The sequence below is a fragment of the Pseudomonas sp. Z3-8 genome (assembly GCF_051131975.1).
In the GTDB taxonomy this organism is placed as follows: Bacteria; Pseudomonadota; Gammaproteobacteria; order Pseudomonadales; family Pseudomonadaceae; genus Aquipseudomonas.
Genome location: NZ_CP071643.1, coordinates 24,741 through 47,475, shown reverse-complemented (window position 1 = coordinate 47,475; position 22,735 = coordinate 24,741). Strand labels below are relative to the sequence as shown.

General features: G+C 61.9%; 19 protein-coding genes. 13 read left to right on the top strand and 6 right to left on the bottom strand.

Features of this window, described 5'->3' with window-relative positions:
- Positions 1–129: 129 nt before the first annotated feature.
- From J3P94_RS00225 to aspA, 3 genes are all read right to left on the bottom strand, one after another.
- Positions 130–1,134 (bottom strand): asparaginase, encoded by a 1,005-nt coding sequence (locus J3P94_RS00225; RefSeq protein ID WP_434570590.1) that lies wholly within the window; start codon positions 1,132–1,134, stop codon positions 130–132.
- Between the two features lie 132 nt (positions 1,135–1,266).
- Positions 1,267–2,718 carry an alanine/glycine:cation symporter family protein gene (locus tag J3P94_RS00220; protein WP_434570588.1) on the bottom strand — a complete coding sequence of 484 codons (1,452 nt, stop codon included), beginning with the start codon at positions 2,716–2,718 and terminating at the stop codon, positions 1,267–1,269.
- Between the two features lie 486 nt (positions 2,719–3,204).
- On the bottom strand, positions 3,205–4,629 hold the full coding sequence (gene aspA / locus J3P94_RS00215) for an aspartate ammonia-lyase (RefSeq protein WP_434570586.1): 1,425 nt from the start codon (positions 4,627–4,629) through the stop codon (positions 3,205–3,207).
- A gap of 182 nt (positions 4,630–4,811) precedes the next feature.
- On the opposite strand from aspA, the gene J3P94_RS00210 reads away from it, so the two are divergent.
- The 5 genes from J3P94_RS00210 (at position 4,812) to J3P94_RS00190 (ending at position 8,621) form a co-directional block, all read left to right on the top strand.
- Complete coding sequence (locus J3P94_RS00210) at positions 4,812–5,729, top strand: LysR substrate-binding domain-containing protein (protein WP_305497684.1); 918 nt, start codon at positions 4,812–4,814, stop codon at positions 5,727–5,729.
- Positions 5,730–6,061: 332 nt separating this feature from the next.
- Complete coding sequence (purE, locus tag J3P94_RS00205) at positions 6,062–6,553, top strand: 5-(carboxyamino)imidazole ribonucleotide mutase (RefSeq protein WP_003196369.1); 492 nt, start codon at positions 6,062–6,064, stop codon at positions 6,551–6,553.
- A gap of 12 nt (positions 6,554–6,565) precedes the next feature.
- A complete protein-coding gene (locus tag J3P94_RS00200; protein ID WP_434570583.1) occupies positions 6,566–7,651 on the top strand; it encodes a 5-(carboxyamino)imidazole ribonucleotide synthase in 1,086 nt (361 codons plus the stop codon).
- Positions 7,652–7,753: 102 nt separating this feature from the next.
- A complete protein-coding gene (locus J3P94_RS00195) occupies positions 7,754–7,999 on the top strand; it encodes a GlsB/YeaQ/YmgE family stress response membrane protein (RefSeq protein WP_256229514.1) in 246 nt (81 codons plus the stop codon).
- Positions 8,000–8,084: 85 nt separating this feature from the next.
- Entirely contained in the window at positions 8,085–8,621 is a 537-nt protein-coding gene (locus J3P94_RS00190) for a DUF3299 domain-containing protein (protein ID WP_305497682.1), read from the top strand.
- A gap of 136 nt (positions 8,622–8,757) precedes the next feature.
- On the opposite strand, the gene J3P94_RS00185 is transcribed toward J3P94_RS00190, so the two are convergent.
- Positions 8,758–9,657 carry a D-hexose-6-phosphate mutarotase gene (locus J3P94_RS00185; RefSeq protein WP_434570581.1) on the bottom strand — a complete coding sequence of 300 codons (900 nt, stop codon included), beginning with the start codon at positions 9,655–9,657 and terminating at the stop codon, positions 8,758–8,760.
- Positions 9,658–9,714: 57 nt separating this feature from the next.
- Entirely contained in the window at positions 9,715–10,119 is a 405-nt protein-coding gene (locus tag J3P94_RS00180) for an acyl-CoA thioesterase (protein ID WP_003177184.1), read from the bottom strand.
- A 375-nt stretch (positions 10,120–10,494) separates the two neighbouring features.
- Between J3P94_RS00180 and J3P94_RS00175 the strand changes: the two genes are divergently transcribed.
- From J3P94_RS00175 to J3P94_RS00140, 8 genes are all read left to right on the top strand, one after another.
- A complete protein-coding gene (locus J3P94_RS00175; protein WP_434570579.1) occupies positions 10,495–11,793 on the top strand; it encodes an MFS transporter in 1,299 nt (432 codons plus the stop codon).
- A 238-nt stretch (positions 11,794–12,031) separates the two neighbouring features.
- Complete coding sequence (locus J3P94_RS00170) at positions 12,032–13,030, top strand: phosphate ABC transporter substrate-binding protein PstS (RefSeq protein ID WP_092333675.1); 999 nt, start codon at positions 12,032–12,034, stop codon at positions 13,028–13,030.
- 396 nt (positions 13,031–13,426) lie between these two features.
- Positions 13,427–15,460 carry an ABC transporter permease subunit gene (locus tag J3P94_RS00165; protein ID WP_434574320.1) on the top strand — a complete coding sequence of 678 codons (2,034 nt, stop codon included), beginning with the start codon at positions 13,427–13,429 and terminating at the stop codon, positions 15,458–15,460.
- A gap of 15 nt (positions 15,461–15,475) precedes the next feature.
- The gene (gene pstA / locus J3P94_RS00160; protein ID WP_434570577.1) at positions 15,476–17,146 is read left to right on the top strand and encodes a phosphate ABC transporter permease PstA; all 1,671 of its coding nucleotides are present in this window, start codon (positions 15,476–15,478) and stop codon (positions 17,144–17,146) included.
- 142 nt (positions 17,147–17,288) lie between these two features.
- Positions 17,289–18,122 (top strand): phosphate ABC transporter ATP-binding protein PstB, encoded by an 834-nt coding sequence (gene pstB, locus J3P94_RS00155; protein ID WP_434570575.1) that lies wholly within the window; start codon positions 17,289–17,291, stop codon positions 18,120–18,122.
- Between the two features lie 72 nt (positions 18,123–18,194).
- Positions 18,195–18,956, top strand: a complete 762-nt coding sequence (gene phoU, locus J3P94_RS00150) for a phosphate signaling complex protein PhoU (RefSeq protein ID WP_072397242.1) — start codon at positions 18,195–18,197, stop codon at positions 18,954–18,956.
- Between the two features lie 165 nt (positions 18,957–19,121).
- A complete protein-coding gene (locus J3P94_RS00145; RefSeq protein ID WP_434570573.1) occupies positions 19,122–20,075 on the top strand; it encodes a response regulator in 954 nt (317 codons plus the stop codon).
- Between the two features lie 246 nt (positions 20,076–20,321).
- Positions 20,322–21,218 (top strand): peptidoglycan DD-metalloendopeptidase family protein, encoded by an 897-nt coding sequence (locus tag J3P94_RS00140; protein WP_434570571.1) that lies wholly within the window; start codon positions 20,322–20,324, stop codon positions 21,216–21,218.
- A gap of 154 nt (positions 21,219–21,372) precedes the next feature.
- Here the strand turns inward: J3P94_RS00140 and J3P94_RS00135 are convergent, their stop codons facing one another.
- Positions 21,373–22,713, bottom strand: a complete 1,341-nt coding sequence (locus tag J3P94_RS00135) for a hemolysin family protein (protein WP_186611377.1) — start codon at positions 22,711–22,713, stop codon at positions 21,373–21,375.
- Positions 22,714–22,735: the final 22 nt, after the last annotated feature.

The following is a 22,735-nucleotide window of genomic DNA, read 5'->3' as shown; positions in this document are numbered from 1 at the left end:
CGATATAGACCCACGCCGCTCATGCGGCGCGGGTCTATCGGAGCTCACGTCAGGCCTGGAGAGAGAGGGACTACTATCAGAACTGACAGTTGACCTGGCAGTCCCCACGGGCAGGGCTTCGCCAGGAGGTCATGCCAGTTCGCCGCAAAGATCCAGCTCAACCAGCCGCCGAACCTCATCCACCGGCAACCCGGCACCGATCAAGGCCTGCAACTTGCCGAACGCGGCCTCGCGGGTCATGCCGCCGCCGGACAGCACGCCGACGCCGCGCAAGCGACTGCCCGCTTCGTAGATGTCCAGTTCGACGCCGCCTTCATGGCATTGAGTGACCGCCACGACCACCACGCCGTTGTCCCGCGCCCGTTCCAGGCTGGCGAGGAAGGCCGGGTTGTCGCTCGGACCGGTGCCGCTGCCGTAGCACTCCAGCACCAGGCCCTGGATGCCGCTGCCCAGCAAGCCATCGATAACCTCGGCGCCAATGCCAGGGAACAATGGCAGCACCACGACGTTTGCCAACTGTTTCGGCTGGTTGTAATTCAACTGCGCCGGCAGCGACGTGGCCTTGATGCCTCCGCCCTGGCGCTCCAGGCGCTTGAACGGATGACGACCAAAGCTGCGCACCTTGGCGCAGCGGGTCGGCGCCAGCAGTTCACCGTGGAAATACAGGTGCACGCCAGGCGCCAGGCCCTGGCCGAGGGCGACCAGCGCGCCGCTGAGGTTTTCCCAGGCGTCGCTGTCGGTCACGCCGGCCGGCAGCATCGAACCGGTGAAGCAAACCCGCGCGTGCAAGCCGAGCAACTGGAAGCTCATGGCGGCGGCGCTGTAGGCCAGTGTGTCGGTACCGTGCAGGATCAGGACACTGTCGCAGCCTTGCACATCGACGGCATCAACCACCGCTTCGCGCAGTTGCTGCCAGTAGCCCGGGGTCATGTTGGCGCTGTCGATCAGCGGCGACATCTCCCGGAAACGCCATTGCGGGATAACCAGTTCGGGCTGGCTGTGCAGGTAGTCGCGCATCCGCGCTTCGAAACCGGATGCCGGGGCCAGGCCGTTGGCGCTGGCCTGCATGCCGATGGTGCCGCCGGTGTAGAGCACCATGACGTGCTGGGCGGCGGGATAGGTCGAGGCATTCATGGGGTGTTCTCCGAGGACGAAAACAGCAGCTTCACTCGCTGCTGCAACATAAGGCCGAGCATGACGCCGACCTTGTGTTGTGTCACGCCGGGCGCAGGGGATGCGCCCGGTTTTTTTCAAACAACCCGCTGATCAGCGTTGCGCTGCAGCCAGGCTCGCCGGAGCGTTTCCAGATTCGGCGGCAGGTGCCGATGGGGTCGCTGGCCAGGCCTTGCGGTCCAGGTCCAGGTCCGGGAACTTGCTCGAGTCGAACACCGGCACCTTGATGCCAGCCGAACGCTGGTCGTCGTAGTCACGCAAGATGCGCATGCCGACCTTGAACAACAGGAACAGCGCGATCAGGTTCACGAACGCCAACAGCGTCATGGTGATGTCGGCGAACGCGAACACGGTGCCGAGGTTCTCGATGGCGCCCCAGAAAATCAGTCCCAGGACCAAGGCGCGATAGGCCATCAGCGCCTTGCGGTTTTCACCTAGCATGAAGCGCAGGTTGTTTTCGCCCAGGTAATAGTTGTAGAGGATCGAGGTGAACACGAACAACGACAGGGCCACGGAGATGAATATCCGGCCCCAGTCGCCGACCACGGCCGCCAGGGAGTTCTGGGTCAGGGCAATGCCGTCGCCTTCGAAGCCTGGGGTGTAGAAACCCGACAGCAGGATCAGCAGCGCGGTGCAGGTGCAGATCACGAACGTGTCGAGGAAAACGCTGAACGCTTGGACCACACCCTGGGCGACCGGGTGCTCCACCGACGCCACGGCGGCCACGTTAGGCGCACTGCCCAGGCCGGCTTCGTTGGCGAACACGCCACGCTTGACGCCCATGACAATGGCGCTGCCGATCAGGCCGCCAAAGGCCTGGTCCAGACCGAAGGCGCTCCTGACGATCGTCGCCAGCATGCCTGGTACATGTTCGAATTGCAGCACGATCACGTAGAGCGTCACGGCGATGTATGCGAGGGTCTTGACCGGTACCAGCAGGTCCGCAACCTTGGCGATTCGCTTGATCCCGCCGATGAATACCAGGCCCAGCAGCACCGCCAGGCCGAGGCCGGTGTAGGTGGTATCGAGGCCGAAGGCGTTATTCAGGGAGTGAGTGACGGCGTGGGCTTGCAGGCCGTTGAAGGCGAAGCCGAAGGTGATCAGCAGCAGGAACGCCATGATCATGCCCAGCCAGCGTTTCTGCAGGCCGTGCTGGATGTAGTAGGACGGACCACCACGGAACTGGCCTTCGGAATCGCAGCGCTTGTAGAGCTGGCCGAGGGAGCACTCGAAGAAGCTGCTGGACATGCCGACCAGCGCGGTCACCCACATCCAGAACACTGCACCGGGCCCGCCGAGGGTCACGGCGATGCCGACACCGGCGATGTTGCCCGCGCCGACACGGCCGGCAAGGCTGAGCATCAGGGCCTGGAAGGAGCTGAGCTGGTCAGTGCTGCTTTTCAGGCTGTCCCGGAACACCGAGAACATATGAAAGAAATGACGGAACTGGACGAAACGCGAGCGGATCGTGAAGTAGCCACCGAGCCCGACAATGAGCACGATCAGCACTTTCCCTGAGAGGAAGTCGTTGATGACTTCGAGCATGAGTATTCCTCGCTGTTTTTTGTTTAAGCAAATGCTGGCCATTTGGAAACATCGTGTTACATCGGCCGGCGCGCGGCACGACAGTTGAGGCGATGTTCGTCCCGGTCCACTTCGCGGGTTTGTTATTAGTTCGGTTTTCGCATGTTGTGAGGTCTCGCTACCGACGACCACTCATGCGAAGAGGGGCGGCACTATACCTATCAGTGCGGCGCCCGTCTGCACAGTTGTGGTGCGTGCGACGAAACGGACCCTTGTATCTCCTGGCCTATCGGTCAGGTTCTTGTGGAAGTGAGCCGGCTCCAGATAGCTGGCGACGCGGGGTACAACGGCAGCGCGTCGCTGTTTATCGCGAGTAGGCTTGCTCCTACAAATTTGCTCCCGCTTTCAGTTGTCGGTTAAAAAAAAGGGCCTGGGGAACGAGTCCCCAAGCCCTCAAAAGGTGAGAGGTGTCTAGTCCCTCGACCTGGTGAGCAGTGGTCGCGTCGATCAAGCCTTCAGTGGGACCAGACGCGGGGCAATCATGTTTTCCGGGCGCAGGATGTCGTCGAGCATGGCGTCGTCGAGCAAGCCTTCCTCGCGCACCAGTTCCAGCACGCCGCGGCCGCTTTCCAGGGCAACGCGGGCGATGCGGGTGGCGTTTTCATAGCCGATGTACGGGTTCAGGGCGGTAACCAGGCCGATCGAGTGCTCGACCAGTTCGCGGCAGCGCGCTTCGTTGGCGGTGATGCCGACGATGCAATGCTCACGCAGCATGTCCATGGCCCGTTGCAGCAGGCGGATCGAGTCGAAGATCTTGAAGGCGATCAGCGGCTCCATCACGTTCAGTTGCAGTTGGCCGCCTTCGGCCGCCATGGTCAGCGCCAGGTCGTTGCCGATGATCTGGAACGCGACCTGGTTCACCGCTTCAGGGATCACCGGGTTGACCTTGCCAGGCATGATCGAACTGCCTGGCTGGCGGGCCGGCAGGTTGATCTCGTTGATGCCGGTGCGTGGGCCGCTGGACAGCAGGCGCAAGTCGTTGCAGATCTTCGACAGCTTGACCGCGGTGCGCTTGAGCATGCCGGAGAACAGCACGAAGGCGCCCATGTCGGAGGTCGCTTCGATCAGGTCGGCGGCCGGAACCAGCGGTTGGCCGCTGATGGTCGCCAGGCGTTGTACGGCCAGGGCCTGGTAACGCGGATCGGCGTTGATGCCGGTACCGATGGCGGTGCCGCCCAGGTTCACTTCGGTGAGCAATTCAGGCGCCAGGGTTTTCAGGCGCGCCAGGTCTTCGCTCAAGGTGGTGGCGAAGGCGCGGAATTCCTGTCCCAGCGTCATCGGCACGGCGTCTTGCAGTTGGGTACGGCCCATTTTCAGCACGTGGCTGAATTCCTCGCCCTTGGCGGCGAACGCCTGGATCAGGCTGTCGAGGCTGGCCAGCAACGCGTCGTGGCCCAGCAGCAGACCCAGGCGGATCGCAGTCGGGTAGGCGTCGTTGGTCGACTGCGCCATGTTCACGTCGTTGTTCGGATGCAGATACTGGTATTCGCCCTTCTGGTGACCCATGGCCTCCAGCGCGATGTTGGCGATGACTTCGTTGGCATTCATGTTGGTCGACGTGCCGGCGCCGCCCTGGATCATGTCCACTACGAATTCGTCGTGGAAATCACCGCGGATCAATCGTGCACAGGCTTCGCTGATGGCGGCGTGCTTGGCTTCGCTGAGCTGGCCCAACTCACGGTTGGCGTCAGCGGCGGCTTGCTTGACCATTGCCAGACCGACCACCAGTTTCGGGTAATGCGAGATCGGGACGCCGGAGAGACGAAAGTTGTTGATCGCTCGCAGGGTCTGGATGCCGTAATACGCTTGCGCCGGTACTTCGAGTACGCCAAGCAGGTCTTTTTCTGTGCGGAATGATGCAGCGGAGGACATGATGTCAATCATCTCGATAAGGACCCGGTCTGAGCCGGAACGCTGTGGATCCTAGGCTTTCAGAAAATTTAGGGCCAATGCTGTTAAACACTGGCCTATGCACATTCGGCATAATGTGCGTGTGACGCCGATGACGCGGCGAACGTGTGACCTGTTTTGGTGCGTCCTACGGGAGGACGGAGATGAATCTTGAAAGCAAATGGCTGGAGGACTTCAGTGCCTTGGCCGCGACGCGCAGTTTTTCCCAGGCGGCCGAGCGCCGCTTCGTGACGCAACCAGCATTCAGCCGGCGGATCCGCAGCCTGGAGGCGGCGCTGGGGCTGACCCTGGTCAACCGCTCCCGCACGCCGATCGAACTGACCGCGGCGGGACAGCTGTTCCTGGTGACGGCGCGTACGGTGGTCGAGCAGTTGGGCGAAGTGCTGCGGCACTTGCACCACCTGGAGGGCGGGCAGGGCGAAGTTATCCAGGTAGCGGCGGCACATTCCCTGGCGTTGGGTTTCTTTCCGCGCTGGATCGCCCAGTTGCGCAACGAAGGCATGAACATCGCCACACGGCTGGTGGCGACCAATGTCGGTGATGCCGTGCATGCCCTGCGTGAAGGGGGCTGCGACTTGATGCTGGCCTTCTACGACCCGGATTCGGCGATGCAGATGGACCCGGAGATCTTCCCATCGTTGCACCTGGGCCAGACCGAAATGCTCCCCGTCTGCGCGGCCGATGCCGACCGCAAGCCGTTGTTCGACCTGGAGGGCGAGACCAGCGTGCCCCTGCTCGCCTACAGCGCCGGCGCTTTTCTGGGCCGTTCGGTGAACCAGTTGTTGCGCCAGCGCGCCCTGCGTTTCACCACGGTCTACGAGACGGCCATGGCCGACAGCCTGAAAAGCATGGCGCTGGAAGGCCTGGGCATCGCCTGGGTGCCGCACCTGAGTGTGCGCAACGAACTGGCCCGGGGCGAGCTGGTGATCTGCGGCGGGGCGCAATGGCACGTGCCGCTGGAAATCCGCCTGTACCGCTGCGCCCTGGTGCGCAAGGCCAATGTGCGGTTGTTGTGGCGCAAGCTGGAGGGTGGCGCGGCGCAGGGTGCCATCGGATCTTGAAAACAACGCATCTCCCCTGTGGGAGCGAGCTTGCTCGCGATGAGGCCCTGGCATTCACAGCTGCGGTGACTGACCTGACGCTATCGCGAGCAAGCTCGCTCCCACAGGGATCTGTGTTGTTATTCAGCTGACCTTCGAGTCAATAAAACCGCCGCTTTAGCGCAAACGACAGATGGTCGGCGAAAGTGCGTTTAATCCGCCATTTTCGGTATACTGCCCGGCCTTCGGTCGGTCCACCCGGCCATAATTCGTACAACAAGCCACGCCGGTTTCCTGCGTGGCTTGTTGTTTTTTGACGCGCCCCAGGGCGCCCAGAGAGAAGAGGCACGACGATGAGTGCACTGGTTGGCGTGATCATGGGCTCCAAGTCCGATTGGTCCACCCTTAGCCACACCGCCGATATGCTGGAAAAGCTCGGCATCCCCTACGAGGTGAAAGTGGTGTCCGCCCACCGCACCCCGGACCTGCTGTTCCAGTACGCCGAAGAAGCCGAGGCGCGTGGCATCGAAGTGATCATCGCCGGCGCCGGCGGCGCGGCTCACCTGCCTGGCATGTGCGCGGCCAAGACGCACTTGCCGGTACTGGGCGTGCCGGTACAGTCATCGATGCTCTCGGGTGTCGATTCGTTGCTGTCGATCGTGCAGATGCCGGCCGGCATCCCGGTTGCCACCCTGGCCATCGGCAAGGCCGGCGCGATCAACGCAGCCCTGTTGTCGGCGAGTATCCTGGGCGCCAAGCATCCGCAGTTTCATACCGTGCTGAAAAAATTCCGCGCTGAGCAGACAGACAGCGTCCTGGACAATCCAGACCCACGCATTGCCTGAGGTTGTTGACGAATGAAGATCGGTGTAATCGGTGGCGGCCAGTTGGGTCGCATGTTGGCTCTGGCGGGTACGCCGTTGGGGATGAACTTCGCTTTCCTGGATCCGGCGCCGGACGCCTGTGCCGCAGCGCTGGGTGAACACCTGCGTGCCGATTACGGCGATCAGGACCATCTGCGCCAGCTGGCCGATGAAGTCGACCTGGTGACCTTCGAGTTCGAAAGCGTCCCGGCCGAGACCGTTGCCTTCCTGTCCCAGCTCGTCCCGGTCTTCCCGAGCGCCGAAGCCTTGCGCATCGCCCGTGATCGATGGTTCGAAAAGAACATGTTCAAGGACCTGGGCATTCCGACCCCGGCCTTCGCCGACATTCAGTCCCAGGCCGACCTGGAAGCCGCCGTTGCGTCCATCGGCCTGCCGGCCGTGCTCAAGACCCGCACCCTGGGTTACGACGGCAAGGGCCAGAAGGTCCTGCGCAACCCGGAAGACGTCCCCGGCACATTCGCCGAGCTGGGCAGCGTCGGCTGCCTGCTGGAAGGCTTCGTGCCTTTCACCGGCGAAGTCTCGCTGATCGCCGTGCGTGCCCGTGACGGTGAAATCCGTTTCTACCCGCTGGTGCACAACACCCATAAGGACGGCATCCTCAAGCTGTCCGTCGCCAGCACCGACCACCCGCTGCAAGCCCTGGCTGAAGACTACTCCAGCCGGGTACTCAAGCAGCTCGATTATGTCGGCGTCATGGCGTTCGAGTTCTTTGAAGTGGATGGCGGCCTCAAGGCCAATGAAATCGCCCCGCGCGTGCACAACTCCGGGCACTGGACCACCGAAGGCGCCGAGTGCAGCCAGTTCGAAAACCACCTGCGGGCGGTCGCCGGGCTGCCGCTGGGGTCGACGGCCAAGGTCGGCGAAAGCGCGATGCTGAACTTCATCGGCAAGGTGCCGGACACCGAGAAGGTCCTGGCGATCGCCGACTGCCACCTGCATCACTACGGCAAGGCGTTCAAGGTCGGGCGCAAGGTTGGTCACGCCAACCTGCGTTGCGCCGACCGGGCCACGCTGGCCCAGCAGATCATCAAGGTCGAGACGCTGATCGCCGAGCAATAATCTGAAACATCGGTGGAACCATTCGTCGGCCGTCTTCTCTCATGGCAAGGTGCCAAAGTCTGACTAGGCTTTGGCATAGCTACTCAATTAGAGGGGAATACCATGGGAATCATCGGAACCATTTTTATCGGCCTGATCGTTGGCCTGCTCGCACGTTTCCTGAAGCCTGGCGATGACAGCATGGGCTGGATCATGACTATCCTGCTGGGTATCGGCGGTTCACTGGCGGCCACTTACGGCGGCCAGGCCCTAGGCATCTATCAGGCAGGCGAAGGCGCTGGTTTCCTCGGAGCCCTGGTGGGCGCGGTGGTGCTGCTGGTGATCTACGGCCTGATCAAAAGGAACTGATCAAAGCGCGAAAGTCCTCTGCGCGTGGCGCGCGCGGAGGGCTAGAATGCCCGGCGTCGTATTTTTCCTTATGCCGAGCCCTTACATGCGCCGTCTACTGCTGACCTTCCTTCTGCTGGGCACTGGCCTGGCCCACGCCGCCGAGCTGCCCGAAACCGACTGGCTCGAACTGATGCCCAAGTCGGACCAGAAGGCCCTCGAGGCCATGCCCGAGATCGATCACAACTCCCCCGAAGCCAACGGCACCTTCACCGAAAAGGGTGGCCTGAAGCAGAGCAAAGGCTTGCCGGCGGTGATGTATTCGACCAAGACCGTGGCATCAATGAACGACAAGCACATCCGCATCGGCGGATACCCGGTGCCGCTGGAAACCGACGCCAAGGGCCGTAGCACGCTCTTTTTCCTGGTGCCTTACCCCGGTGCCTGCATCCACGTCCCGCCACCGCCACCCAATCAATTGGTGCTGGTGCGTTATCCCAAGGGCTTGAAGCTGGATGATATCTACACGCCGCTGTGGGTCACCGGCACGCTGAAGATCGAAAAGGTCGACAACGACCTGGCGAGCGCGGCGTATGCGATGGAGGCGCAGAAGGTGCGGGTGGTGCAGGAGGCGGATTTGTAGAGGCTGGTGGGTCTGACACAAAACCCAATGTGGGAGCGAGCTTGCTCGCGATGGCGGTGTGTCAGTCGACGCTGATGTTGACTGTCAGTCCGCTATCGCGAGCAAGCTCGCTCCCACAGTGGTTTAACGGTGTGGTTTAGAGCGGTTTGCTGCGAATGCTCACGCCCAGCGTATGGCTGGCATCCGGCAACAACGTCACCACGTCATCCATCACATTGGCCGTCTCGATGCAGAGCATGCGTTGCCAGCCATCATCGGCCATGTCGCTGAAGGCCTTGGCCCGTTCGGTCCAGGGGTTCCAGATCACCGCCGAGCGTGAACCGGTAGCGGTCAATTCGATGCGTCGCTGCCAATGCGCGTCGACGATGCTCAGCGTTGGCGGCGTCTCGAGATAGATCCGGTCGGTTTCGCCGGCAAAATGCAGCTCGCCGGCCTGGGTATGGACGTTCCAGTCATCCAGGGTCTCGACGTAGCGCAAGCCATCCACTCCGTCGACATGCACGTTGCGCACGTCGCTGACCGCGAAATAGCTGTGCAGCGCCTGGCTCAGGTTGACGGTTTCGCTGCCACGGTTATGGCTGGTCAGATGGATATGCAGTTGCTCGTCCATGACGATGGTCAAGGTCAGGTCGACCTGATGGGGCCAGCCGGACAAACCGTTTTCGGGGTAGGGCAGCACGAATTCGATCTTCAGGCTTTCACCCTCGGCTTCGATGCCCTTGAGTTCCCAATCCATTGCCCGTACCAGGCCGTGGGCGGTGGCCGGTTCGTTGCTGACGCGCATGGCCTGGACGCTGTCGGGGTTGCGCGTCAGGTTGCCGAACCACGGCCAGCACACCGGTACGCCGGCACGGATGCTCTTGCCGGTCTTGAAAGTGGCCTGGTCGTTGAGCCAGATCAGCGGCGGCTGGCCGTCCACCTGATAGCTGAGAACGTGCGCGCCTTGCTGGGCCACGAGCAACTCGGCCTGACCGTGGCGGATACGCCAACCGTTCAGTTCATCCAGTTTGACGGCTTCGACGTTAGGCGTTGGCATGCTGCAAATCTCGTTCAGGAACATGGACTGCAATGGACCGCAAAACGGCCGCCGTGTTTAACGCGCCCGAGGTGGAACCGAGCGGGTACGACCACTGCCATCGATGGCGACGAACACGAACACCGCTTCGGTGACCTTGCGCCATTCGCTGGACAATGGGTCGTCACTCCAGACCTCGACCATCATCTGGATCGAGCTCCGGCCGATTTCCAGGGCCTGGGTGTAGAACGACAATTGCGCACCCACTGCCACCGGCACCAGGAACGCCATGCGATCGATCGCCACGGTGGCCACGCGGCCGCCGGCAACCTTGCTGGCCATCGCGGTGCCGGCCAGGTCCATCTGGGACACCAGCCAACCGCCGAAAATATCCCCGAAGCCGTTGGTCTCTCGGGGAAGCGCGGTGATTTGCAGGGCCAGATCGCCCTGCGGGATTGGATCTTCTTGTTCGAGCTCTATCATGCCGGGGGTGCCTCTGACCCGTAACGCTGTCTTGTACTTCAGGTGAGTAGCCGTCCTTAAAAAAACGATTCAGCCCGAACATGCCGCGTTCGTCACGTTTTTCGTCAAGGCGTGCCAAAGGGAAACTCTGCGAAACCGGCTGATCTCGTATTGCGCCACCAACGACGTTTTCGCACAGCAACCCCTTACAAAGTGTTGCAAGGTTGCGAGTATATCGGGCGATAGTCGTCGAGACGACCACTCGGTTCTGATTTCGACTGTCAATTACGCGCCTCTATGTGCTTTTTCGAACAATTTGCTATCGTGCCGAACCTGCCCGGGCGCCCATTCAGCGTTGTCGGGGCCGCAGAATCGACTATAAGAGAAGCCCTTGCCATGACCACTGCGCCTTCGAGCACGGCGACACCCGCACAACCCGCCCGTCCGCTGACCCGTAACGACTACAAGACCCTGTCGCTTTCTGCCCTGGGCGGTGCGCTGGAATTCTACGATTTCATCATTTTCGTATTCTTTGCCACCGTGGTCGGCAAATTGTTCTTCCCGGCCGAGATGCCCGAGTGGCTGCGCCTGATGCAGACGTTCGGCATCTTTGCCGCCGGTTACCTGGCCCGGCCGCTGGGCGGGATCATCATGGCCCACTTCGGCGACCTGCTGGGACGCAAGAAGATGTTCACCCTGAGCATCTTCATGATGGCCGTGCCGACCCTGATCATGGGGCTGCTGCCTACTTACGCGCAGATCGGCATGTGGGCACCGATCCTGTTGCTGCTGATGCGGGTAATCCAGGGCGCCGCGATTGGCGGCGAAGTGCCAGGCGCCTGGGTATTCGTTTCCGAACACGTGCCGGCGCGCCATATCGGCTATGCCTGCGGCACGCTGACCTGCGGCCTGACGGCGGGGATTTTGCTGGGTTCGCTGGTTGCCACGGCCATCAACAGCATTTATACGCCGGTGGAAGTGGCGGATTACGCCTGGCGGATCCCGTTCCTGCTGGGCGGCGTGTTCGGCCTGTTTTCGGTGTACCTGCGCCGCTGGCTCCACGAAACCCCGGTATTCGCCGAGCTGCAATTGCGCAAGGCCCTGGCCGAAGAAGTGCCGTTGCGCGCGGTGCTGCGTGATCATCGCGGCGCCATCGCCATTTCGATGCTGCTGACCTGGCTGTTGTCGGCGGGCGTCATCGTGGTGATCCTGATGACCCCCACCGTGCTGCAGACCGTGTACCACTTCAGCCCGACCACCGCGTTGCAGGCCAATAGCCTGGCGATCGTATTCCTCAGTTTCGGCTGTATCGGCGCGGGTGTGCTGGCTGACCGCTTCGGCGCCGGCCGGGTATTCGTCTTTGGTAGTGGCTTGCTGCTGATCACCTTCTGGACCTTCTACCACAGCCTGTCCGAGCACCCCGAGTGGTTGTTCCCGCTCTACGCCTTGAGCGGCTTGCTGGTGGGTACCATCGGCGCGGTGCCCTACGTTATGGTCAATGCCTTCCCGGCCGTGGTGCGCTTCAGCGGACTGTCGTTCTCCTACAACCTGGCCTACGCGATCTTCGGCGGGCTGACCCCGATGATCGTGACCCTGCTGTTGAAAGAGAGCCCGATGGGGCCGGCGTACTACGTAGCGATCATCTGCGGGATCGGGATGTTGATTGGTGGGTACCTCTGGAAGAAGGGCCGCTAGGCCCTGGTCTTTCACTGCCTGTACTGGCCTCATCGCGAGCAAGCTCGCTCCCACAGGGTTCGGTGTTTATCGCATATCCTCTGTGGGAGCGAGCTTGCTCGCGATGGGCGCACCATGAATCATCCTGCAAAAGCCAATGCTGGCCTTTCATCCAATTGTCATATTTCAGCCATAGAGTGTTCATACGGCTTATCGATACTTGGCCGACTTAACACACCCTATCTGCTAGGAGTAAGGCATGAAACTGAAGCGTTTGATGGCGGCAATGACGTTTGTCGCTGCTGGCGTCGCGACTGCCAACGCGGTTGCCGCTGTTGACCCTGCGATCCCGAGCTACACCAAGACCACTGGTGTGTCGGGCAACCTGTCCAGCGTCGGCTCCGATACCCTGGCTAACCTGATGACCTTGTGGGCCGAGAACTACAAGAAGGAATACCCGAACGTCAACATCCAGATCCAGGCCGCCGGTTCCTCCACCGCGCCGCCCGCACTCACCGAAGGCACCGCCAACCTGGGCCCGATGAGCCGCAAGATGAAGGACAACGAGCTGCAAGCCTTCGAACAGAAGTACGGCTACAAGCCGACCGCTATTCCGGTTGCCGTGGATGCCCTGGCGGTATTCGTGCACAAGGACAACCCGATCAAGCACCTGACCATGGCTCAGGTCGATGCGATTTTCTCCTCGACTCGCCTGTGCGGCGCCAAGGCTGACGTCAAGACCTGGGGCGACCTGGGCGTGACCGGCGACCTGGCCAACAAGCCAGTCCAGCTGTTTGGCCGCAACTCGGTGTCCGGCACCTACGGCTACTTCAAGGAAGAAGCCCTGTGCAAAGGCGACTACAAGCCAAACGTCAACGAACAACCAGGTTCGGCTTCGGTTGTGCAGTCGATCAGCAGCTCGCTTAACGGCATCGGCTACTCGGGTATCGGCTACAAGACCGCCAGCGTGAAAACCGTTGCCCTGGCCAAGAAGGAAGGCGGCGAGTTCGTCGAGGACACCGAAGAAAACGCCCTGAACGGCAAATATCCGCTGTCGCGTTTCCTCTACGTCTACGTCAACAAGGCGCCGAACAAGCCTCTGGCCCCGCTGGAAGCCGAGTTCGTCAAGCTGATCCTGTCCAAGCAAGGCCAGGAAGTCGTGGTCAAGGACGGCTACATCCCGGTTCCAGCCAAAGTCGCCGCCAAGGCACTGGCTGACCTGGGTCTGCAGGAAGGCGGCAACGTCGCCAAGCAGTAACGCCTGAGCCCAGGCCCCTGTGGGAGCGAGCTTGCTCGCTGCCACAGACCAAATTTCCATCCGCTGCCGGTTCCCACCGGCGGCGGATTTGTTGCGTCACTTCACTGTCATCTTTCTGTCATACAGGATCGCTAGGGTGTGCGCATGAATGATCTGGCCAACTCCACAATGACTACGACTTCCCCTCCCAAGCGCATTGACTTCAATACGCCTGAGCTGCAACGCAAGCGCCGCATCCGCGCGCTCAAGGATCGCCTCACCCGTTGGTACGTGCTGGTTGGCGGCCTCGCCGTCCTCGCCGCCATTACTTTGATTTTTTTCTTCCTGGCCTACGTGGTACTGCCGCTGTTCCAAGGCGCGGACCTGACCGCCAAGGACTCGATTACCCCTGCCTGGATACAAGACGCCGGCAAGCCGCTGATGATCGCCATCGAAGAACAGAACCAGGTGGCTATGCGGGTTTCCGACAAAGGCGTGGCGCTGTTCTACAACCTCGACAGCGGTGCCGAACTGCGGCGTGTCGACCTGCCGATCCCGGCCGGCGCCACTGTGACGTCCATCGGTGAAGATCAGCCCGGCAGCCCGCTGGTGGCGATCGGCTTTTCCAATGGCCAGGCCCTGGTGTTCCGCCACACTTATAAAGTCAGCTACCCCGACGGCAAGAAAACCATCTCTCCGGCCATCGAATACCCTTACGGTGAAGTGCCGATCGCGTTGAACGAGCAGGGCGCGGCCCTGGAGCATGTCAGCCTCAACGCTACCGATTCGACGTTGCTGCTGGCTGGCTCCAGCGGCGCGCAGCTCTATGTGTTGTCGCTCACCAGCGAAGAAAACATGATGACCGGTGAAATCACCAGCGAGCAGACGCGTATCGATCTGCCGCAGATGACCGAGCCGGTAAAAAACATCTTCGTCGACCCGCGCCAGCAGTGGCTGTATGTGGTCAACGGGCGCGCCCAGGCCGATGTGTTCAGCCTGCGGGACAAGAGCCTCAACGGTCGCTACAAGCTGCTCGAGAACGCTGACGCCCAAGTCACCGCCGTTGCCCAGTTGGTCGGTGGCATATCGCTGATCATCGGTGATTCCAAGGGCGGCCTGGCCCAGTGGTTCATGGCTCGCGATCCGGACGGCGAGCTGCGTTTCAAACAGATTCGTACCTTCCAGATGGGCAGCGCACCCATCGTCGAGATCAGCGCCGAAGAACGTCGCAAGGGCTTCGTTGCGCTCGACGCCGGCGGCAAGCTTGGCGTGTTCCACAGCACGGCCCACCGCACCTTGCTGGTTGACCAGGTGGTCGATGGCCAAGGCCTGTTCGGCATGTCGCCACGGGCCAACCGCCTGATCGTGGAGCAGGGCGGCAAGCTGCAACCGCTGGTGCTGGAAAACCCACACCCGGAAGTCTCGTGGAGCGCCTTGTGGAGCAAGGTCTGGTACGAAAACTACGATGAGCCCAAGTACGTCTGGCAATCGACTGCCGCCAACACCGACTTCGAACCCAAGCTGAGCCTGTCGCCGCTGACCTTCGGCACCCTGAAAGCGGCGTTCTACGCGATGCTTCTGGCCGCGCCGCTGGCGGTTGCCGCCGCGATCTACACCGCCTACTTCATGGCCCCGGGCATGCGTCGCAAGGTCAAGCCGGTGATCGAGCTGATGGAGGCGATGCCGACGGTGATCCTCGGTTTCTTCGCCGGTCTGTTCCTGGCGCCGTACGTCGAAGGGCATCTACCGGGCATCTTCAGCCTGCTGATGTTGCTGCCGATCGGCATCCTGGTCGCCGGTTTCGCTTTCAGCCGCCTGCCGGAATCCATTCGCCTGCGAGTGCCGGACGGCTGGGAAAGCGCCTTGCTGATCCCGGTGATCCTGTTCGTCGGCTGGCTCTCGCTGTACATGAGCCCATACATGGAAGCGTGGTTCTTTGGCGGCGACATGCGCATGTGGATCTCCCATGACCTGGGTATCACCTACGACCAGCGCAACGCCCTGGTGGTCGGCCTGGCGATGGGCTTCGCGGTGATCCCGAACATCTATTCCATCGCCGAAGACGCCGTGTTCAGTGTGCCGCGGGGCCTGACCCTGGGCTCGCTGGCCCTGGGTGCGACACCGTGGCAGACCATGACCCGCGTGGTCATCCTCACCGCCAGCCCGGGCATCTTCTCGGCGCTGATGATCGGCATGGGCCGGGCGGTGGGCGAGACGATGATCGTGCTGATGGCCACCGGCAACACCCCGGTGATGGAAATGAACCTGTTCGAAGGCCTGCGCACCCTGGCGGCCAACGTTGCGGTGGAGATGCCTGAGTCGGAAGTCGGCGGCAGCCATTACCGCGTGCTGTTCCTGTCGGCCTTGGTGCTGCTGTTGTTCACCTTCGTCATGAACACCCTCGCCGAGCTGATCCGTCAGCGTCTGCGCAAGAAATATTCGTCGCTTTAAGAAAGGTAGAAGTCTGTGAAACAGAACTCCCTGAAAGGATGGTTCAAGAGCGGCGCCCCGGGCGTCTGGATCAGCGGTGGCGCGGTGTCCATCGCGGTCATCATGACCATTGGCCTGTTGGCGGTGATTGCCGTGCGCGGCCTGGGCCACTTCTGGCCGGCCGACCTGATCCACGCCAGCTACAACGTACCGGGCATGCCGGCACACCTGGTGGTCGGCGAAGTCGTACAGAAAGAAGAGGTGCCTCGCGAGCGCCTGAAAAGCGCTGGCCTGCCGGTGCCGGACGAAGGCCCGGAGTTCATGACCCGCGAACTGGTCAAGGTCGGTAACCGGGATCTCAACGGCACCGATTTCACCTGGATCGTCGGCGACTGGCTGAGCAACCAGGCGACCCCGCCGGAGCTGATGGCTCTGGAGCGACGTGAGTGGGGCAACTTCTACGGTTACCTGGTCAACGTCAAGGAACAAGGCAAGGTCATCGCCGAGGGCGAAGCCGCCTGGCCGCAGCTGCAAGCGCGTATCGAGCGGGTCAACCAGTTGGCCGACGAACTCAAGACCCTGGAAAAAGTCGACATCGGCGCGATCAACGCCGGCCTCGAGCGCATCCGCCTGCACGGTCGCAAGCTGGAGCTTGACGGCAAGCTCGACGCCGCAGCCCAGGCTGACCTGGAAAGCGAACGCGCCGAACTCAACGCCCGCTACAAGGACATCGAAGCCCGCCTGACCGACCTGCATGCGCAGTTCAACCGCGACAGCCTGACGGCCCGCGATGCCAACGGCAAGGAAGTGGAGATCGAGATCGGCAAAGTGGTGCACGCCTACCAGCCAAACGGCATGGGCACGTTCGCCAAGATGGGGTTCTACTTCAGCAAGGTCTGGGAGTTCCTCAGCGACGACCCGCGTGAAGCCAACACTGAAGGCGGGATCTTCCCGGCGATTTTCGGCACCGTGATGATGACCCTGATCATGGCGATGATCGTCACGCCGTTCGGCGTACTGGCAGCGGTCTACCTGCGTGAGTACGCGCGCCAGGGGCCGATGACCCGCCTGATCCGCATCGCGGTGAACAACCTCGCAGGCGTTCCGGCCATCGTCTACGGCGTGTTCGGGCTGGGTTTTTTCGTCTATGTGCTGGGCGGCTCGGTTGACCGGCTATTCTTCCCCGAGGCTTTGCCGGCACCGACCTTCGGCACGCCGGGCCTGCTCTGGGCTTCCTTGACGCTGGCGCTGCTGGCCGTACCGGTGGTGATCGTGGCCACCGAGGAAGGCCTGGCGCGGATTCCGCGGACCGTGCGTGAGGGTTCCCTGGCACTCGGTGCAACCAAGGCCGAAACGCTGTGGAAAATCGTCCTGCCGATGGCGAGCCCGGCGATGATGACCGGCATGATCCTCGCCGTGGCCCGTGCCGCCGGCGAGGTAGCGCCGCTGATGCTGGTGGGCGTGGTGAAACTGGCGCCGTCGCTGCCGCTGGATGGCAACTACCCGTACCTGCACCTGGACCAGAAAATCATGCACCTGGGCTTCCATATCTATGACGTCGGCTTCCAGAGCCCGAACGTCGAAGCAGCCCGGCCATTGGTCTACGCCACGGCGTTGCTGCTGGTACTGGTGATCGCGACCCTGAACCTGTCGGCGGTGTGGATCCGTAACCACCTGCGTGAGAAGTACAAGGCACTGGATAGTTGAGGGTCTGTGGGAGCGAGCCTGCTCGCGAAGCTTTTGGCGGCCTCAAGGCCCCCTTCGCGAGCAGGCTCGCTCCCACATTGGAATTTCATGGGGCCGCCACACAGGCGTTCCGAACCGAATTTGTTAGCACAGGGAGCCTCCCATGCAACACGACGCACCTACACACGGCATCAACATGTCGGCCCTGGGCCGCGACAAGCAGAGCCTGAACCTGGCTCAGGAAACCGTCGCCATCGAAGTGCCCGGCCTGAACCTGTTCTACGGTCAGAAACAGGCGCTGTACGATGTCAGCCTGAACATCCCGAAACAGCGCGTCACCGCGTTCATCGGTCCGTCGGGCTGCGGCAAGTCGACCTTGCTGCGCACCTTCAACCGCATGAACGATCTGGTGGACGGCTGCCGCGTCGAAGGCGAAATCAACCTCTACGGCAACAACATCTACCGCAAGGGCGAAGACGTTGCCGAACTGCGTCGTCGCGTGGGCATGGTGTTCCAGAAGCCCAACCCGTTCCCCAAGACCATCTACGAGAACGTCGTCTACGGCTTGCGGATCCAGGGCATCAACAAGAAGCGCGTACTCGATGAAGCCGTGGAGTGGGCACTCAAGGGCGCGGCGCTGTGGGATGAGGTCAAGGACCGCCTGCACGAATCGGCGCTGGGCCTGTCCGGTGGGCAGCAGCAGCGTCTGGTGATCGCCCGCACCATCGCCGTGGAGCCGGAAGTGCTGCTGCTCGACGAACCTTGCTCGGCACTCGACCCGATCTCGACGCTGAAAGTCGAGGAGCTGATCTACGAGCTCAAGTCCAAGTTCACCATCGTCATCGTGACCCACAACATGCAGCAGGCGGCGCGGGTGTCCGACTACACCGCGTTCATGTACATGGGCAAGCTGGTGGAGTTTGGCGACACCGATACCCTGTTTACCAATCCGGCCATGAAGCAGACCGAGGACTACATCACGGGTCGTTACGGCTAGGAAGCCGTTGTTGCTCATTGAATCTACGCTGCGGTCCGCCGCACCTTACCGGACGCTCCAAGGACGCCAAAGATGATTAGTAAAGAAGGCCTCACCCACCACATTTCCGCGCAGTTCAACGCCGAGCTGGAAGAGGTGCGCAGCCACCTGCTGGCCATGGGCGGGCTGGTGGAAAAGCAGGTCAACGACGCGGTGACCGCGCTGATCGAGGCCGACTCCGGCCTGGCCCAGCAAGTGCGCGAGATTGATGACCAGATCAACCAGATGGAACGCAACATCGACGAAGAATGCCTGCGCATCCTGGCCCGTCGCCAGCCGGCGGCTTCCGACCTGCGCCTGATCATCAGCATCTCCAAGTCGGTGATCGACCTTGAGCGGATCGGCGACGAAGCCACCAAGATCGCTCGTCGCGCCATCCAGTTGTGCGAAGAAGGTGAAGCGCCGCGCGGCTACGTCGAGGTTCGCCACATTGGTGACCAGGTGCGCAACATGGTCCGCGATGCGCTGGACGCCTTCGCCCGTTTCGACGCCGACCTGGCGCTGTCGGTGGCCCAGTACGACAAGATCATCGATCGCGAGTACAAGACCGCCCTGCGTGAGCTGGCGACCTACATGATGGAGGACCCGCGTTCGATTTCCCGGGTGTTGAGCATCATCTGGGTGCTGCGTTCGTTGGAACGTATCGGCGATCATGCACGCAACATCTCGGAACTGGTGATCTACCTCGTACGTGGTACCGATGTCCGGCACATGGGGCTCAAGCGGATGAAGGAAGAAGTTGAGGGCACCCCGTCCGAAACCGCTAATGTTCCCGGCCAAACTGACGATAAGTAAGATTGCCAAGAAAAGCGCCCGGCCTTCTGGTCGGGCTTTTTTTTGCGGTTTTTTTAATCAAAAGCAGCACCCGCGAACGAAAAGTCCCGGCGTGACTGAAGGTTTTTGGCGATGTGCCATCAGTAAGGCGGTATGCTTGCCGGGATTTTTTAGAGGTGTATCTGGATGAGTAAGGTCAGTGTGTTGGTCGTGGACGATGCTTCGTTCATTCGTGACTTGGTGAAGAAGTGCCTGCGCAACTACTTCCCAGGCATCCGCATCGAAGACGCGGTGAACGGCAAGAAAGCCCAGGCCCTGCTGGCCCGTGAAGCGTTCGACCTGGTGCTGTGCGACTGGGAAATGCCAGAAATGTCCGGCCTGGAATTGCTGACCTGGTGCCGCCAGCAGGACAATCTCAAGGGCATGCCGTTTGTGATGGTGACCAGCCGTGGCGACAAGGAGAACGTGGTCCAGGCGATCCAGGCCGGCGTTTCCGGCTACGTCAGCAAACCCTTCACCAACGAACAGTTGCTGACCAAGGTCAAGCAGGCCTTGAACAAGGTCGGCAAGCTCGACACGTTGATGAACAGCGCCCCGACCAAGATGAATTCGGCGTTCGGCAATGATTCGCTCAGTGCCCTGACCGGCGGCAAGGCCGCTCCGGTTGCGGCGGCTGCGCCAGCGGCGAACCCGTTTGCCAAGCCCGCTGCCGCGCCTGCACCCGCTGCGGCTGCCGCTCCGGCGGCACGTGGCTTGCTCAACAGCCCGCCCGTCAAGGCACCTGCCGCGTCCGCACCCACTGCCAATCGCGGCCAAGGCCAGTTGCGCCTGTCCAGCGGCACCCAGCAATGCGTGATCAAGGCCTTGAGCCTCAAGGAAGCGTTGCTGGTGGTCAAGCGCACCGACACCCTGCCGCAAGTGCTGGAGAGCTCGGTGCTGGACATGGAGCAGGGCGACAACGCCGAAACCGCTCGTCTGAACGGCTACCTGCACGCCATCGTCGCCCATGAGCAGACCCCTGACAGCGAATGGCTGCAACTGACCTTCCGCTTCGTCGACAAAGACCCGCAGAAACTCGACTACATCTCCCGCCTGATCGCCCGCGGCACGGCGCAGAAGCACTTCGTACCGGGCGCCTGATCTGGCGGCGCCTGTCAGTCCGCTTTCGCGAGCAGGCTCGCTCCCACAGGTTTTTTGTAGGGCACAGATTTGTGTGGCCTGCGCAAATCACTGTGGGAGCGAGCCTGCTCCGGGCGGCGACCCGACGAAAAGGCCATCAGCTTCAACCCGACCGCCGATCCAATTTTGAAACATCCGTCGACTACGCTGGTCCATCCCAGCTGCTAGGCTGCTTTGCAGGCCTTCATTTCGACAGAATTCTTGCCCATGCTCGTGCCGTTGCTGTTCGCCTGTGGTCTTGTCCTGGCCGCCACCCCGGCCTTGGCCATGACCATCTACAAATCCACCGACGCCAATGGCGTGGTCTCCTACAGTGACCGCCCCAGCAAAGGCGCCCAGGTGTTCGTATTTCGTGATCGCATGGTCGAGCGCCTGGAGCGCCAGGTGTTTCTCGACATCAGGAAGCAGAAGGGCGCGGACGCGGTGTACGTGCGCAACGACCTCTATGCGCCGGTGGAAATCGAGCTGAGCTTCGCCGGGTTGCGCAATGTGAGCGGAGCGCCGAGCCGGCCGATCCGCCGCGTGCTGCCGGCGCGCAGCAACCTGCGCCTGGCGCTGCTGACGGCCACCCGGCCCGGCAGGCCACTGGCTTATACCCCAAGGTTCGAATACTCCCTGGGCGACCCCGCAGGCACGGCGCAAGCTTATCGCTATCCGTTGCCCTGGCGTGGCGGGCCGTTCCGGTTGAGCCAGGGCGCCAACGGCCAATACAGCCATTACGGCCCGAAGAACCGCTACGCCATGGACATCGCGATGCCCGAAGGCACGCCTATCATCGCGGCGCGTGGCGGGGTCGTGGTCAAGACCGAGAACGAGCAGACCGGGCGCGGCACCGATCCTGCCGGCAACTTTGTGCGCGTGTTGCACGATGACGGGACCATGGGAGTCTACCTGCACCTGCAGAAGGGCTCGGTGAGCGTCCAGGAGGGGCAACGGGTCGTGGTGGGCACGCCGCTGGCGCTATCAGGCAACACCGGTAACAGCTCCGGCCCGCACCTGCACTTCGTGGTCCAGCGCAACACCGGGCTGGGGTTGGTGTCGATTCCCTACCAGTTCAACCAGCCGGTGGGTGACTTGCCCAACTTTGCGTTGGGCAAGCAATAGCACGGGAGATGACAAGAAGGCTTTTCGTGGCGAGGGAGCTTGCTCCCGCTCGGCTGCGAAGCAGTCGTCGCTTTTGGGGTCGCTTTGCGACCCAGCGGGAGCAAGCTCCCTCGCCACAGTGGGTTATGCCTTCAACTTGCGGGCAGATCGACACTCAATCGAGCATCAACACCTTCGCCAGGATGATCTTCGGCCCTTTCATCTTCTTGATGATGATCCGCAGGCCTTCGACTTCCAGCACTTCTTCCTCTTCCGGCACCCGTTTCAGGGTTTCGTAGACCAACCCTGCCAGGGTTTCCGCTTCGATGTGGTCCAGGTCGATGCCCAGCAGGCGTTCCACCTTGAACAGCGGGGTGTCGCCGCGCACCAGTAGCTTGCCCGGCTGATAGGCGAGGATGCCACGCTCGGCCTTGCGGTGTTCGTCCTGGATATCGCCCACCAGCACTTCCAGAACGTCTTCCATGGTCAGGTAGCCGATGATATTGCCGTCGGCTTCCTCGACCACGGCGAAGTGCGACCCGCCCTTGCGGAACTGCTCCAGCAGCTGCGACAACGGCATGTGCCTCGATACTCGCTCCAGCGGGCGGGTCAGTTCTGCCAGGTTGAACGATTCGGGGATGTGGTCCAGGGCCGCCAGTTCCAGCAGCAGGTCCTTGATGTGCAGCAGGCCGACGAATTCCTGGCGCTCGCTGTCGTACACCGGATACCGGCTGAACTTGTGGCGACGGAACATCGCCAGGATTTCCTTGAGCGGGGCATTGAATTCCAGCGTTACCAGGTCTTCCCGGGAGTTGGCCCAGTCCACCACCTCCAGCTCGCCCATTTCCACGGCGGAGGCCAGCACGCGCATGCCTTGGTCGCTCGGGTCCTGGCCACGGCTGGAGTGCAGGATCAGCTTCAACTCCTCGCGGCTGTAATGGTGTTCATGATGCGGGCCGGGCTCACCCTGGCCGGCGATACGCAGGATCGCATTGGCGCTGGCATTGAGCAGGTAGATCGCCGGGTACATGGCCCAGTAGAACAGGTACAGCGGTACGGCCGTCCACAGCGACAGCAGTTCCGGTTTGCGGATCGCCCAGGATTTGGGCGCCAGCTCGCCGACCACGATGTGCAGGTAGGAAATGATGAAGAACGCGGTGAAGAATGACACACCCTTGATCACTTCCGGCGACTGGACGCCGACCGCGCCCAGTAGCGGCTCGAGAATGTGCGCGAACGCCGGCTCGCCGACCCATCCCAGCCCCAGTGAGGCGAGGGTGATACCCAGCTGGCAGGCCGACAGATAAGCGTCGAGCTGGCTGTGGACAGTGCGCAGGATGTGCCCGCGCCAGCCGTTCTGTTCGGCAATGGCCTCGACCCGGGTCGAGCGCAGCTTGACCATGGCAAATTCGGCCGCAACGAAAAAACCGTTGAGCAAGACCAGGATCAGAGCAAAAAGAATCATGCCGAATTCGGCGAAGAGTGTAGCGAGGGACAAGCCAGGGGAAGGGTCCATGATGGAGTTTTGCAGGTTCCGT